Raw genomic sequence first — 13,822 nt, forward strand, 5'->3', positions numbered from 1 at the left:
CTTTTACTCCTTATTAAATTGCTTTTAAAATATATTCGCTCATTTGAGCCTTAAGTCTATCTATAGAAAAACTAACTTCCAAACCCAAACTATCAAGCTCAATTTTGACACCGTTGTAATCATTTTTGATCGTTTCAAAACTAATCTTTGAACCAAATTTTTTAGAAAAACTTTGTTCTAGTTGCTCTTTCTCAGCTTTGCTAAACTCAAAATTTCCAGATATCAATCCAGTAAATTCATTGTCTTTTACGGATTTTTGATATGCAAATTCTTTTGCGATATCTGGCAACACGTCAAGTCTTTTGTTTTCACCTAGAAGATTGATAAATTTTTTAAGTTTTTCCGAACCATTTTCCACCAAAGAAAAGATAAAATCGGATTTGCTTTTAGAAGAAATATCCGGCGAATCAAGTATAACTTTTAGTCTTGGAAATCCTGAAACAACGCCAAGAATCGCTAAAGATTCATTCATTTTATCAAATTCACTAGCCTCTAAACTTGAAATCAATGCTCTTACATATTTTTTAGCTATTACTTCTTTCATCAGCTCACCTTCTTAAGCACTAAATTTACAAATTCGTTTTGATCTACTTTTAAAGTATCTGAAGTAAATAATTCATCTAAAACTTCACTTACGACGGTTCTAATTATTTTTCTTTCTTCAAAAGCTTTTTGCTCTTCATGGCTTTTTTCTAAATACGCAAGTTCATTTTGTGTATCTGCTTCAACCTTACAAACTAAAAGCTCGGCTTCTCTTTTAGCAGTTTTTACAAGCTCTTTGGCATTTTCTTTAGCTTGTTCCACGGCTTTTATAGCTTCATCTTTTTTGGCTTTTGATTCACGAAGCTTATCTTGGATAGCTTCTAGTCTAGCAGCTATAGAGTTTATTCTTCCTTTATATGCATTTTTCACCGGTTCAGCGATCAAATAATACAAAATTCCAGCAAATATAAGAAAATTTATAGTTCTAGCAACTATATCATAGTCGTGCTGTGCAGCTGCATTGCTGCTAGCAAATACAAATACCGGAATTAATAATAATGATATATATCTAAGTTTCATTTTAATTCCTTAAATCTTTGATAATTTTATGCCAAGACTACTTTTAAACTCAGGAAGTTTGGCTAACAGCATACTTTTTAATTCATCTTTTCTAGATACTAAATCTTTGGAAAAAAGTTCATACTCTGATTCTAAAGTCTCTTTTTTAGCTTGAATTTTTTTAGCGGCTTCATCTTTAGCTAAATTCAAAGCAGTTTGTTTGATAGAATTCGCTTCGGCTCTAGCACTCGATATGATTCTTTCGATATCGGCTTGATATGCTCCAACATCGCTAGCATTTTTACTTACGCTTTCTTCATCATTTTTTATCGATACATTTCTATCGTCGATAAATCTTAGAAGAGGTTTGTAAAGAATGGAATTTAGAACAAAAATCAGTCCTAAAAAAATCACAACCGTAACTATAAGTAACGGTAGATTAATTTCTAACATTAAATCTCCTTAATAAATTTCTTTGGCAAACGCAAAATAGTCCCGTATTTTACAATACTAAATACTAATTTTTACTGAATTTTTGCAATTAAATATTTAATTTCATCAGTATCTTTTAAATTTAATATAATTTTTTTCTTATTTATCTTACAATTTAATCCCAAATTTGAAAATGCTGCTTGAAGTAAGCTTAGATTGTCATTATAGTCTTGCTGTATATTATCTAAATTTGATGATTTATCTGATCTGTTTTTAAGTCTTTTTACAAGATTTTCCGTATCCCTTACATTTAATCTTTGACCAATGATCGTATCTACGACCATTTTTTCATCATCTTTTTTTAATCCAACTATGATTTTTGCGTGACCTTGAGTTAGTTTTCCATCTTCAATAAGTTTTTTTGTATCATCACCTAAAGTAAGCAAACGAAGCGTATTTGTGATCACGGTACGGCTTTTTTTTATAATATTAGATAAAGCTTCTTGCGTTATTTTATACTCTTCTATGAGCTCTTTATATGAATTTGCTAGCTCAATAGGGCTTAAATTTTCTCTTTGAATATTTTCTATAAGAGCTAATTCTCTTAAGTTTTTATCTTCTAAATTTGCCACTATGGCTTTTATGCTAGATCTTCCTAGCATTTTCGTAGCGCGAAGACGTCTTTCACCGGCTATAAGCGTATAACCATTTTTGTTTTGTATGACGATGATAGGCTGGATAAGTCCGTGTTTTTCTATACTTTGACTAAGTTCGCTTAATGCTTCTTCATCAAAATAAGTACGTGGTTGATATGGATTTGGGATTATTTTATCTATATCGATATCTTTGACTAAGTCCCTATTTAACTCTTTATCATACGCCTCTTCAACATCTGAAAGTATCGAACTAAGACCTCTACCTAATGCCATTTTTACCCCATTATCGAATATGCTAAATTTTGATACGCTATACTACCACTAGACTTGATATCATACAAAATAACCGGCTTACCGAAGCTTGGGCTTTCTGCGAGCTTAACATTTCTTGGGATTATAACAAAGCCTTCTTCACTACCTTCTACTTTAAATAATTTATTTTCAAAATGCTTTTTTAGATCGGCCACAGTCTCTTTTGAGAGATTATTTTGCGCACTATACATAGTCGGTAAAAATCCCTTAATATTTAACTTTGGATTTATAGACTTTTTGATAACTTTTACAGTGTTTAAGATCTGAGCAAGTCCTTCCATAGCGTAAAATTCGCATTGTATAGGTATGATAACACTATCGCTAGCGCTAAGTGCATTTATAGTAAGACTTCCTAGTGCAGGAGGACTATCGATGATAATAAAATCATAGCTATCCCTAAGTTCGGCAATTTTATTTTTTAGTATAGCCTTATAGTCTTTAGTTTGATCGTTGAACTCTTGTTCTATGCCGACAAGTCCTATATTTGACGGAGCTAGATGAAGCGATTTGATCTCTGTTTTTAGTATGATTTCACTAAGTTTTTTTCTGCCTGTTAGAACATGATATATGTTAAACTCATAATCGCTCCTACTAAAACCGAGTCCAGTTGTAGCATTAGCTTGTGGATCAATGTCTATCAAAAGAACTTTTTTTTCAGCCACGCCTAGCGATGCAGCCAAATTTACAGCTGTTGTCGTTTTACCTACGCCGCCTTTTTGATTGGCTATTGTTATAACTTCACTCATCTTAAAGAATACACCTTTTTATCTTTTATCATTATCGAGCCGTCGTTCAGCAAAATAGCGTCTCTAAGGCTCGTTAGCTCGCCATCTATATGGGTATTAAAAACTCTTGATTTCTCGAATTCTATCAGATATTTGCTAAAAATTTGCTTCCACGATATCTTTAAATTTAAATAATTAATAAATCCATCAACAATATTTGGCACTGAAATATCGATATCAAGGATATTTGCAAAACTTGGTGATTTTTTTAAATTTATTCCCATACCACACACATATACTGATTTTATTTTTGTCGTGATAACTCCACCGATTTTTTTATCACCCAGATAAAAATCATTTGGCCATTTTATCCAAAGTTTCGAGCCGCAACTCTTTAAAAATTCACCCATCAAACTAGCAAAATATATGCTAGCAGACGCTGTTTCTACGTCATTTGCAAGATCGTTTTCATTTATGCAAAAGCTAAAATACAAATTTCCCTCATCGCTTTGCCAAGAATGCCCCCTGCTCCCTACGCCGTTTGTTTGAGTACTTGCCACTAGGGCATAAGGCGGAGTTATGACTGCATTTTTTAGCATAAAAATGAGTTCTTCTTGAGTCGAAGGACAGCTTTCAACAAAACTTACTACCAACGCTTAGCCTTTTACCATTTATATAATCTTTTGCCAAAACACTTTTTTTTCCGGCTTCTTGAAGTACGTTTATCTCAATACTTCCATCATTTACACCAACTACAAAACCGTTTTGATCAATACGTAAAATTTCACCGATAGGACCTGATAAATTTGAAACTCTCATCTCTAAAATCTTAGTTTGATTTTCTAAAAAGATACCCGGCCAAGGATAAAAAGCTCTAAATTTAGCATAAATATCTTTAGCGTTTATTTTTAAATTTATAAGCCCGTCTTCTTTTTTTATCTTTGTACATTTGCTACTAAGTGCGCTAAACTGCTTTATAGGCGATATATTATCAAACTCGTCAAGTACTTTTATGCTCAAACTTGCAGCCATTTTTGCTAATTCGCAAAAAAGTTCGCTTGATTTTAGATTTGATATATCAATCAAGCTAAAGCCTAGCATATCTCCATCATCAAGACCTACTCCCATTCTCATAGCAGTTACGCCACTAAGCTTTTCGCCACGTAAAATCGCTTCTTGGATAGGACTTGCACCCCTAAATTTTGGGAGCAATGAAGCATGCAAATTTATACAAGGTGCGATATCTAAAATATCTTTTGGTAAAATTTGTCCATAAGCCGCAACTACGATAAAATCAGGTTTTAAAGCCTTAATATCATTTGCAGTGCTGCTATCTTTTAAATTTAAAGGTTGAAAAATAGGGATATCAAGCCCAGTTTGCAAAACTGTTTTTTTTACTTCTGGAGGAGTCAAGATCGCTTTTCTTCCTACTGGGCGATCGGGCTGCGTAAATACCGCAACTACGTTATAACCACCATTTTTTAATATAGCCTCTAAAATGACACTAGCATAATCAGGAGTCCCCATAAAAACTATATTTTTCATTGTTCGCCTTTGAAGATTGTACCACCTATTTGATTATTGTCTAGTAAAAATGCTCTTGCATCACTAAGGTCAAATCCACTAGCTAAAAACATATCTTTTTTATTGTCCATCAAAAACTTAGCAGCCAAAAGCTTTGTCGTAATGCCGCCCGTACCGTGTTTACTTCCTGTATCGCTAGTTTTATTTAGCTCTTCATCGCTTAAACTAGTAACTAGATGACGGATTTTTGCATTTTTATTTTCTCTTGGATCGCTGTCATAATAACCATCGATATCACTTAATATAACTAGCAAATCAGCGTCAAAATAAAACGAAACAGCGCTTGAAAGTCTATCGTTATCACCATAAACTATCTCGCTGATAGCGATAGCATCGTTTTCATTTATGATAGGTATAATACCGTTTTTCAAAAGACCATTTATAACGTTTAGTGCGTGATTTGTTTTTTTTCTTGAATCAAAGTCGCCTGCGCTAAGTAAAAGCTGAGCAGCTTTTTTACCAAATTTAGCCAAAGCTCTACTATAAATTTCCATCAAATAAGGCTGTCCTATAGCAGAGAGAATTTGTTTATTTACAACAGTAGTTCTTGGGATATCAAGCTTTGTTTGACCAGTACTTATAGCACCAGAACTTACCAAAATCACTTCGTATTTTAAGCTTAAATCATATAAAAACTCACACAGATGAGCGACTCTTTCTTCACTAACACTGTGATCGTCGCTGATCACGTGAGAACCTACTTTTATAACCACTCTTTTCATAAAAATATAGCCTTTAAATTTAAAAATAAATTTAATGATTATACTATTTTGCTACTTAAACTCAAGTATTAATATAAACGGAGTGATGCTAAGGTATTTGACAAAATGTCTTCGTCATACTTTTGACAAGACACTTTAATGATTTTTTGAGATATCTAGCTAAAATTAATTTTCGCCTTTCAAAATCTCCAAAAGTCCAAATTTAAGCTCTTTTAAACCATCTCCAGCGACGCTTGATATAGGAAGTACGAAAAACGGCTTTTGGCGATCGTATTCATAAATATCTTGTTTTTTATCAAATTTAAATTCACTCAAAAACTCTTCTATCTTTTCATCAGCGTCTCCTGCAGCGTCAAGGCGCGTCAAAGCTATAGCAAAGTCTCTTTTTGCTAGATTTGGCGAAAATTTCAAAACTTCACTTTTTAGAGTTTCAAACTGCTCTTTAAGTGAGCGATAGTTTGCTAAATCTATCATATAAAGTAGGACTTTTGTTCTTTCTATATGTTTTAAAAACTGTATTCCAAGTCCTTTTCCATCGCTTGCGCCTTCTATGATGCCTGGTATATCTGCCATGATAAATCCACTAAACTCATCAACTTCTACAAGTCCTAATTTTGGCGTGAGAGTTGTAAATTCATAATTTGCGATCTGCGGCTTTGCGTTTGATATACTTGAAATAAGAGTTGATTTGCCAACGTTTGGAAATCCTACTAAACCAACGTCTGCTATGAGTTTTAGCTCCAAACGGATATTTTTTGTCTCGCCCGGAAGTCCTGGTTGGGCTTTAGTCGGAGCTTGATTTACGCTTGTTTTAAAATGAACATTTCCAAGTCCGCCTTTTCCACCCACTAAAAATAGCTCTTTTTGACCTTCTACGGTAAGATCTAGCAGAAGATCATTTGTATCTGCGTCATAAACAGCAGTCCCTGGCGGAACGATAAGCTCGAGATTATCTCCTTTTCTTCCTGTCATATTTCTAGGAAGTCCAGGTACGCCGTTTGCGGCTTTCATAGATCTTTTACCTTTGTAGTTGGCTAGAGTGTGAGTGTTGTTATCTACTATAAAATAAACATCTCCGCCATTCCCGCCATCTCCGCCGTCTGGTCCGCCTAAAGGAACGTGTTTTTCGCGACGAAAACTAGCACATCCCTGACCGCCTTTGCCACTACTTACACTAAAACTTGCACTATCTATAAACATAAAATATCCTTAAATTTAGGGGAGATTATAATAAAAAATTGCTGAAATTAAAATAGAAGAGATAGCCCAAAATGGGCTATGAGTTACGCTGCAGGATAAACAGAAACTTTTTTTCTGTCTTTGTCTTTTCTTTCGAATTTAACAAAACCATCAACAAGTGCAAATATAGTATGATCTTTTCCAATACCTACGTTATTGCCCGGATGAGTTGCTGTTCCTCTTTGGCGGATTATGATATTTCCAGCTCTTACAAACTCGCCACCGAATTTTTTTACACCTAAGCGGCGACCTATACTATCACGGTTATTTTGGGTTGAACCTTGACCTTTTTTGTGTGCCATACTTTACTCCTTAGGCTTTTATACTTGAAACTTTAACGCGAGTGTATTGTCTTCTAAAACCGCGTTTTAATTTTGAGTCTTTACGTCTGCGTTTTTTGTAAATAACGACTTTTTTGTCTTTTCCTTCACAAACTACTTCTAAGACAACTTTTGCACCACTTACGAACGGCGCACCTACCTTTAAACTGCCATCATTAACTACTAAAACTTCGTTAATCTCGACACTTGACTTTGCTTCGGCTTCAAAATGATCTAAATTTAGGAAGTCACCTTCACTAACTTTATACTGTTTTCCGCCGTGTTTGATAATCGCGTACATCAAACTATCCTTTATAAATTTGGTAGACCAAAAAGCATTTCTAAATTTAAAATATAGAAAATTTTAGGGGCTTATTTTGGTTATGGAATGTGGATTATACTCAAAATTATATAAATTTCAGTTGAAAATAAATTCAAAATTATAGCTTATATATTACATAAATTAAAATTTAACATTTTATCATTTATATTGTTTTTTGAGATTTTCTACTTTTTATTAATACCAAAATTCCAAAAATTCCAAGTAAAAGCCCTATCGCACTTAGTATTCCCTGATATTTTATATAAGCCAATTCGTCGTATTTTTCCACACTAAAGTCATCATTCACAGTCACGCTAAACTCACTCTTATGCTCACCGTGATCACTAAAAGCAGTAAGTTCTACGCGGTAAACTCCTGATTTTGGAGGTAAAAAAGCAAATTTGCCATAAGCATCAGTTTGAGCATGAAGTAAAGCTATCGCAGAATCTCCTTCATAAATATCTATTTTACCGTAAGCCACTGGAGTATTTTTTGTAAAATTTGCTGATATTATAATGGCTTTGCCGGTATTTACAGCGTAACTGACACCATGAGCAAAGCCAAAAACGACGCACAAAAATGCTATTAATACAAATTTCATTATTTTAACTCAAAAGATATGGAACTTTGTAAAAGCAAAGTATTTGCATTTGGATCTTGCAACTCTTGCTCGCTATCTATAGCTGCGATTATATTTAGTCCTTTTTCTTTTATCTCGATCTGAGCTATACCAAATTCATTTGTAATGACTTTACTCTCTTCTTTCCCAACTTCAAAACCGATACCTTTTATAGGCGCTCCATTTTTCAAAACAAGCACTGGCAAATAATCTCCGATCTTTAGTTTAAATGGATCACTCAAAGCTATAACTTCTAATTTTAATCCAATAGGAGATGTCAAATTTGGATTCCACGAAAAATATGTTTTACCTAATTTAACACTTCTAGAAGTTGAAAATACTACACCATTTGCCGCACTTTTTCCACCATCTACAAAAGCTCCACCTTTATCACTCTCTACCCAATATCCGGCGTCGAATGCGCTTGTTATGATAGCTGGTTTTGCAGCAGTAATAACCTCTGGAGTTTTATTTTCTCCAAAATGATAATTTATGCCGGTTTTAATTTCTTTTGAATTTAAATCATAAGCATTTGCTGCTATTAGTTGATTTGCCTTATATGGAACAAAGTCTCCATGAGCCCAAAACTTCACCTCGAATTTATTTGTACCGATATTTTCCGTAATAACTTGATGAGCACAAAGTGTTGTGACAGTGCTTATCACTGCAACTAAAAATAGTTTTTTATACATAAGAGTCTCCTAAATAATACTAAAATAATTTTAGTATTATATTTATATAATATAAATTTATAATAAATAAAAACATTTTATTTTATTTAGTAATACTAAAAATGGTAAAAACTATTTTAATAAATATTTTAGTCAAGTCATAAAATAATATGGAAAACAAGAAATGATGAATAGAGTTCGCTCCAAAATATGGAGCGAAAGATTATTATAGCTCTGGTTTTGGAGTTTTATCAGTGCTTCTTGGGAACATTGGGTAAGTAACTTTTGGCATTTCACCTGTTAGTGAATTTAAGAATGTTACTATGCTTTTTGCTTCTGCATCACTTATTTCGATACCTAATTGAACACTACCCATAGTTTTAACAGCTTCTTCAAGTGACCATATAGCACCATTGTGGAAATATGGAGCAGTTTCAGTGATATTTCTTAAAGTTGGAGTTTTAACCATACCGTTTGCATCGCCTTTGAAATCGCCAATATTTGCGAATTGGTATTTTCCAGCTACTTCAAATGCTTGCATAGAACCGCCCAAATTTACACCTGTATGGCAGCTTACACAACCTTTATCAAGGAATAATTTAAGACCTGCTTTTTCATCTTTTGTTAAAGCTTTTTTGTCGCCTTTTATGAATTTATCAAATCTTGAAGGAGTAAGAAGTGTTCTTTCAAAACTTGCTATAGAATCAGCGATGTTGTCAAATGTAACGCCTTCGTTACCATAAACTTTTTTAAACTCAGCTACATACTCAGGTAAAGATGCTATTCTCTCAACCGCAAGTGCTGCTGGAGTAGCCATCTCAGGCTCAGCTTCGATTGGTCCTTTTGCTTGATCTACTAAAGTCATAGCACGACCATCCCAGAATTGTGTTGTGTTTAAAACTGAGTTATAAACTGTTGGAGAATTTAGATGATGTGGGTTTGCAGTCCATTTATGACCAACCGCAGCAGCTATACCGTCAGTACCGCCAAGTCCTAGATTGTGACATGTATTACAGCTTATGATTCCGCTTTTTGATAGTCTTGGTTCAAAATAAAGTTTTTTACCAAGCTCAGCTTTAGCTTCACTAAATTTATTTGGTGTAACACCTATCTCTTTAAGCATAGCATCAACTTGTTTTTGATCGCTTGGTAGTGCAACTAGACCTGCATTTTTTGCCTCTTTTAATAAATCAGCATCACTTATAGCAAACATCGAGCTTGCAACTAGAACAGAACTTAAAAATAAAACTGAACCTTTCATGGTCATCTCCTTACATAGTTGTAGTAAATATAATGAAATTGTATAGTAACCAAAATTAAGTTATAATAAATTTTATTGTATTCTAAATATTATTAGAACTTTATTTTTTAAATTTAGAGTAATATTATAAATTTTAATTATATTATTTAAGAGATTATTTATCTTTTTATGGCTATTTTAGCGGTATTTTTTAGAAATATAAATTTTTATTATAAATTAATTTTATATTAAAATATAATTTTAATTTTATTAGAAAATTGTTACTTTATTACACAATAAATTAAAAAATGTAATAAATTTATTGTTTTTAAAAAAGATTATTGTGAAATTTAAAAAATATTTCAAAGAATCCAAATATTTTCAATGGATCCTTTGAATTTAAAAGATTAGATGTTTGCGTTTTTGATAAGCACTCTTTTGCGATAAATATTTGAAACTTCAGTCGCATCACCAACCAAAAGAGCATTTGTAGAACAAACTGCGGCACACATAGGCACCTTACCTTCAGCAATTCGGTTTTGACCATAAAGATGACGCTCAGCTTCGCTGTTTGTCTCTTCTGGACCACCTGCACACATAGTACATTTATCCATCTCACCTTTGATGCCAAACGCTCCGTCTCTTGGAAACTGAGGAGCACCGAAAGGGCAAGCGTATAAGCAGTATCCGCAACCTATACACTTATGTTTGTCGTGTAAAACTATGCCGTCTTCTCTTATGTAAAAGCATTGTACCGGACATACTTGAGCACAAGGTGCGTCAGTGCAGTGCTGACACGCGATAGTGCTAGATACTTCTTTGCCTTCCACACCATCATTTAAAGTGATGACTTTGCGGCGGTTTATTCCGACTGGAACTTCATGAGCTGAACTACAAGCAACTTGACACGCAAAACAGCTTATACATCTGTTTTTATCTACATAAAATTTCATTCTTGCCATTTTAAATTCCTTGCTCATTTCTCATCAAAAAACGAAGTTTTAAACATACTTTGATCTTTGGCACGTTCAAGCCTACAAAGTCCTGCATTAAACTCTGAAATTTGAGTGTTTATATCAAAACCATAGTTTGTAACTGTATTTGAGCTCTCACCAATAGTATAAGGTTTAGTTCCTTCTGGATATCTATCGCTTAGATCTACCCCTTGCATAATACCCGCAAAGTTATATGGCAGACATATTCTATCAGGAGTAACGCTATGACTATGGATGCATTTTACTTTTATCTTTGTGCCTTGCGGACTATGTATCCACATCATCTCTCCATCTTGTATGCCATATTTCAAAGCAAGCTCTGGATTTACATGAGCAAACATTTCTGGAGTTATATGGGCCAAATATTTACTAGTTCTCTCAAGCATTCCTGCACCACTTAAATTTACTAGACGCATTGAACTAATGATAGTAGGGAAATCCTTACTCCAATCTTGAGCCTTTTGCTCACTTATAAATTTAGTAGATACCCTAAAATTTCTAGCTTGATCATCAAAAGTAGGATACTTCTCTACTAGATCTTGACGTGGAGAGTGAAGCGGTTCTCTATGTTTTGGATACTGATCTGCAAATTCCCAAACTATCGCTCTTGCTTTTGCGTTTCCACAAGGGCTAACACCAGCTTCTTCGCATTTTTTGACTATAATTCCACTATAGTCCATGCTCCAGCTACTACCCATCTTAGCTTTTTCTTCTTCGCTTAGAGTGATGCCTAGAACTCTTTCTATATTTTCTTTAGTGATCTGAGGATAACCACCTTTTACTTTTGATCCAGGAAGCGTAACGGCGTCTTCTGCTAATTGACTAACACCATTGTGCTCAAGTCCAAAACGGTTTCTAAATCCCATACCGCCTTTCCAAACAGGTTTTGTAACATCATAAAGAACTGGACTGCCTGGATGATTTTTATTCCAACAAGGCCAAGGAAGGCCGTAATACTCTCCTGCTACAGGGCTACCTGGTTTTCCCATCAATGTATCTGGATCGAAATTCTCCCAGTTTTCTTGATGTTTTTTTAGACGATCTGCAGTACGTCCGTTATTGCCGATACTTTGAGTAGTTCTTGCTATCTCATTTGTAGCATCATCTGGCCATACAAAGCTATCTTTTACTTTTTTGATTTCTCCATCAACTACATCAAGCATCATACCTTTTACGTACTCGTCATAAAAACCAAATTTTTTAGCAAATTCCATCATAATTTCTTGATCTTGTTTTGCCTCATAAATCGGAGGTATAACTTGACTTCTCCACTGAGCAGAACGGTTTGTAGCGCTTACGTATCCACTACTTTCAAACTGAGTTGAAGCAGGAAGTATATAAATTCCATCTTTTCTATCGCTTAAAACTGCTACTTCATTTACAAATGGCTCTACTACTACAAGCATATCTAATTTATCTATAGCCTCTTGTATTTTTGTAAGATGAGCCATAGATGTGATACCAGTACCTTGTACCCAAAGTACGCGTAAATTTCCACTTGAAAATGTATTTTCCTCTTTTAAAACGCCTTGCCACCATTTAGATAGAGAATAGCCTTTTTCATTTCTCCAATTTCTATCTTCTGGATTTTTTGGATCATGATAAAAATACTCTTTAAATTTAGTATTTTCCACATCTTCGCCGAGCTTTTCTCTAGGTTCTTTGACGCTAGTTGCGAAACGTTTTATAAATTTATCGTAGTCTTGTCCCCAACCTTTGCAAAAGTGTTTCCACGCAGCATCACCCAAACCATAATATCCAGGAAGTGAGTCTGCAAGATTGTTCATATCTGTCGCACCTTGAACATTGTCGTGACCACGAATAATATTACATCCGCCACCATTTTGCCCTACATTTCCTAGAACTAATTGCAAGATAGAGTAAATTCTAGTATTAGAACTACCAACTGAGTGTTGAGTAACGCCTAACGCCCACGCCAAAGTCGCAGGTTTTGTCGTAGCAAAAACTCTAGTGATCTCTTTTAGTTGCTCTGCTGGGATACCTGTGACATTTTCTGTCTCTTCAGGAGTCCAATGCTCAGCTTCTTTTCTTATCTGATCGATCGCGTAAGAGCGATTTTTTATAAATTCTTTATCTTCCCAACCATTTTTAAAGATTAAGTGAAGCATACCATAAGCAAACGCTATATCTGTTCCTGGTCTAAGTCTTACGTAATAATCAGCTTTTGCAGCAGATTTTGTATATACAGGATCAACTACGATAAGTTTGCAGTTATTTCTATCTTTTGCTTGAAGCATATGCTTAAATCCTATAGGATTTGCAACTGCTGAATTTGCTCCGATTAGAAGTATAGCTTTTGAATTTGCTGTCACATCGCCAAAATGATTTGTCATCGCGCCATAACCCCAAGTATTGGCCACACCGGCCACTGTTGCGCTATGTCAAATACGTGCTACGTGATCTATATTATTTGTTCCCCAAAAAGCTGCAAATTTTCTAAAATAAAATGCTTGTTCATTACTAAATTTAGCCGAACCCAAAAACTCAACGCAGTCTGGCCCATCTTCTTTTCTGATCTCTAGCATTTTATCGCCGATTTCATTTATAGCGGTTTCCCAGCTGATCCTCTCCCATTTGCCATTTACTTTTTTCATAGGATATTTGATGCGTTGTTTGGATTTTGTAAGATCGATCTGATCTATACCTTTACAGCAATGACTTCCTTGAGATATCGGGTGATCTATAGCCATATCTTGTCTTATCCAAACACCGTCTTTTACCTCAGCTTCTATACCGCATCCAGCAGAACATATCGAACAAATAGTTCGAACTTTTTTTGAACCCGGAAATGGGTTTTTTATCTCTTCATTAGTAGCAGTTCTTATAGTATCGTTTTCTTTGCCAAAAGCCAAAGTGCTTCCCGCGCCAAGAGCAGCTAGCTTTAAAAACGACCTTCTGCCTATATGAGATTCACTCATTTTAA

16 protein-coding genes are annotated in these 13,822 nt (G+C 34.4%); all 16 read right to left on the bottom strand.

Annotated elements, in window-relative coordinates; all coding sequences use genetic code 11:
- Positions 1-13 precede the first annotated feature (13 nt).
- Positions 14-544, bottom strand: a complete 531-nt coding sequence (locus CHHT_RS07820) for a F0F1 ATP synthase subunit delta (protein WP_034961963.1) — start codon at positions 542-544, stop codon at positions 14-16.
- Positions 544-1,062 carry a F0F1 ATP synthase subunit B gene (locus tag CHHT_RS07825; protein ID WP_034961961.1) on the bottom strand — a complete coding sequence of 173 codons (519 nt, stop codon included), beginning with the start codon at positions 1,060-1,062 and terminating at the stop codon, positions 544-546. Before CHHT_RS07825 ends, CHHT_RS07820 begins: the two co-directional genes overlap by 1 nt.
- 9 nt (positions 1,063-1,071) lie before the next feature.
- Positions 1,072-1,494 (bottom strand): FoF1 ATP synthase subunit B', encoded by a 423-nt coding sequence (locus tag CHHT_RS07830; protein WP_034961958.1) that lies wholly within the window; start codon positions 1,492-1,494, stop codon positions 1,072-1,074.
- 71 nt (positions 1,495-1,565) lie between these two features.
- Complete coding sequence (locus tag CHHT_RS07835) at positions 1,566-2,402, bottom strand: ParB/RepB/Spo0J family partition protein (RefSeq protein ID WP_034961955.1); 837 nt, start codon at positions 2,400-2,402, stop codon at positions 1,566-1,568.
- A 2-nt stretch (positions 2,403-2,404) separates the two neighbouring features.
- Positions 2,405-3,187 carry a ParA family protein gene (locus CHHT_RS07840; protein WP_034961953.1) on the bottom strand — a complete coding sequence of 261 codons (783 nt, stop codon included), beginning with the start codon at positions 3,185-3,187 and terminating at the stop codon, positions 2,405-2,407.
- Positions 3,184-3,765 (bottom strand): biotin--[acetyl-CoA-carboxylase] ligase, encoded by a 582-nt coding sequence (locus CHHT_RS07845; protein ID WP_370510346.1) that lies wholly within the window; start codon positions 3,763-3,765, stop codon positions 3,184-3,186. Before CHHT_RS07845 ends, CHHT_RS07840 begins: the two co-directional genes overlap by 4 nt.
- A 34-nt stretch (positions 3,766-3,799) precedes the next feature.
- On the bottom strand, positions 3,800-4,711 hold the full coding sequence (gene fmt / locus CHHT_RS07850; RefSeq protein ID WP_034961950.1) for a methionyl-tRNA formyltransferase: 912 nt from the start codon (positions 4,709-4,711) through the stop codon (positions 3,800-3,802).
- Entirely contained in the window at positions 4,708-5,472 is a 765-nt protein-coding gene (proB, locus tag CHHT_RS07855; RefSeq protein ID WP_034961949.1) for a glutamate 5-kinase, read from the bottom strand. Before proB ends, fmt begins: the two co-directional genes overlap by 4 nt.
- 165 nt (positions 5,473-5,637) lie before the next feature.
- On the bottom strand, positions 5,638-6,672 hold the full coding sequence (gene obgE / locus CHHT_RS07860) for a GTPase ObgE (RefSeq protein WP_034961948.1): 1,035 nt from the start codon (positions 6,670-6,672) through the stop codon (positions 5,638-5,640).
- An 83-nt stretch (positions 6,673-6,755) separates the two neighbouring features.
- Positions 6,756-7,013: a 50S ribosomal protein L27 gene (rpmA, locus tag CHHT_RS07865; protein ID WP_034961947.1), complete on the bottom strand. Its 258-nt coding sequence runs from the start codon at positions 7,011-7,013 to the stop codon at positions 6,756-6,758.
- A gap of 10 nt (positions 7,014-7,023) precedes the next feature.
- A complete protein-coding gene (gene rplU / locus CHHT_RS07870) occupies positions 7,024-7,332 on the bottom strand; it encodes a 50S ribosomal protein L21 (RefSeq protein WP_059426291.1) in 309 nt (102 codons plus the stop codon).
- Between the two features lie 184 nt (positions 7,333-7,516).
- On the bottom strand, positions 7,517-7,954 hold the full coding sequence (locus CHHT_RS07875) for a hypothetical protein (RefSeq protein WP_034961945.1): 438 nt from the start codon (positions 7,952-7,954) through the stop codon (positions 7,517-7,519).
- Entirely contained in the window at positions 7,954-8,664 is a 711-nt protein-coding gene (locus CHHT_RS07880; protein ID WP_034961944.1) for a DUF4198 domain-containing protein, read from the bottom strand. Before CHHT_RS07880 ends, CHHT_RS07875 begins: the two co-directional genes overlap by 1 nt.
- 205 nt (positions 8,665-8,869) lie before the next feature.
- Positions 8,870-9,904 (bottom strand): cytochrome-c peroxidase, encoded by a 1,035-nt coding sequence (locus CHHT_RS07885; protein ID WP_034961943.1) that lies wholly within the window; start codon positions 9,902-9,904, stop codon positions 8,870-8,872.
- A gap of 386 nt (positions 9,905-10,290) precedes the next feature.
- Positions 10,291-10,845, bottom strand: coding sequence for a formate dehydrogenase FDH3 subunit beta (fdh3B, locus tag CHHT_RS07890; RefSeq protein WP_034961942.1), 555 nt, complete (start codon positions 10,843-10,845; stop codon positions 10,291-10,293).
- Between the two features lie 14 nt (positions 10,846-10,859).
- Positions 10,860-13,817, bottom strand: a complete 2,958-nt coding sequence (locus tag CHHT_RS07895) for a formate dehydrogenase subunit alpha (RefSeq protein WP_082864101.1) — start codon at positions 13,815-13,817, stop codon at positions 10,860-10,862.
- Positions 13,818-13,822: the final 5 nt, after the last annotated feature.

Source organism: Campylobacter hyointestinalis subsp. hyointestinalis (genome assembly GCF_013372145.1).
In the GTDB taxonomy this organism is placed as follows: Bacteria; Campylobacterota; Campylobacteria; order Campylobacterales; family Campylobacteraceae; genus Campylobacter; species Campylobacter hyointestinalis.

Excerpts from the sequence above, each read along its gene's own strand:
- CHHT_RS07830 (WP_034961958.1), bottom strand. The coding sequence starts at position 1,494 with ATGTTAGAAATTAATCTACCGTTACTTATAGTTACGGTTGTGATTTTT.
- rplU (WP_059426291.1), bottom strand. The coding sequence starts at position 7,332 with ATGTACGCGATTATCAAACACGGCGGAAAACAGTATAAAGTTAGTGAA.
- CHHT_RS07835 (WP_034961955.1), bottom strand. The coding sequence starts at position 2,402 with ATGGCATTAGGTAGAGGTCTTAGTTCGATACTTTCAGATGTTGAAGAG.
- rpmA (WP_034961947.1), bottom strand. The coding sequence starts at position 7,013 with ATGGCACACAAAAAAGGTCAAGGTTCAACCCAAAATAACCGTGATAGT.
- CHHT_RS07825 (WP_034961961.1), bottom strand. The coding sequence starts at position 1,062 with ATGAAACTTAGATATATATCATTATTATTAATTCCGGTATTTGTATTT.
- obgE (WP_034961948.1), bottom strand. The coding sequence starts at position 6,672 with ATGTTTATAGATAGTGCAAGTTTTAGTGTAAGTAGTGGCAAAGGCGGT.
- fdh3B (WP_034961942.1), bottom strand. The coding sequence starts at position 10,845 with ATGGCAAGAATGAAATTTTATGTAGATAAAAACAGATGTATAAGCTGT.
- CHHT_RS07820 (WP_034961963.1), bottom strand. The coding sequence starts at position 544 with ATGAAAGAAGTAATAGCTAAAAAATATGTAAGAGCATTGATTTCAAGT.
- CHHT_RS07880 (WP_034961944.1), bottom strand. The coding sequence starts at position 8,664 with ATGTATAAAAAACTATTTTTAGTTGCAGTGATAAGCACTGTCACAACA.
- CHHT_RS07840 (WP_034961953.1), bottom strand. The coding sequence starts at position 3,187 with ATGAGTGAAGTTATAACAATAGCCAATCAAAAAGGCGGCGTAGGTAAA.
- proB (WP_034961949.1), bottom strand. The coding sequence starts at position 5,472 with ATGAAAAGAGTGGTTATAAAAGTAGGTTCTCACGTGATCAGCGACGAT.
- CHHT_RS07875 (WP_034961945.1), bottom strand. The coding sequence starts at position 7,954 with ATGAAATTTGTATTAATAGCATTTTTGTGCGTCGTTTTTGGCTTTGCT.
- CHHT_RS07885 (WP_034961943.1), bottom strand. The coding sequence starts at position 9,904 with ATGAAAGGTTCAGTTTTATTTTTAAGTTCTGTTCTAGTTGCAAGCTCG.
- CHHT_RS07845 (WP_370510346.1), bottom strand. The coding sequence starts at position 3,765 with ATGCTAAAAAATGCAGTCATAACTCCGCCTTATGCCCTAGTGGCAAGT.
- fmt (WP_034961950.1), bottom strand. The coding sequence starts at position 4,711 with ATGAAAAATATAGTTTTTATGGGGACTCCTGATTATGCTAGTGTCATT.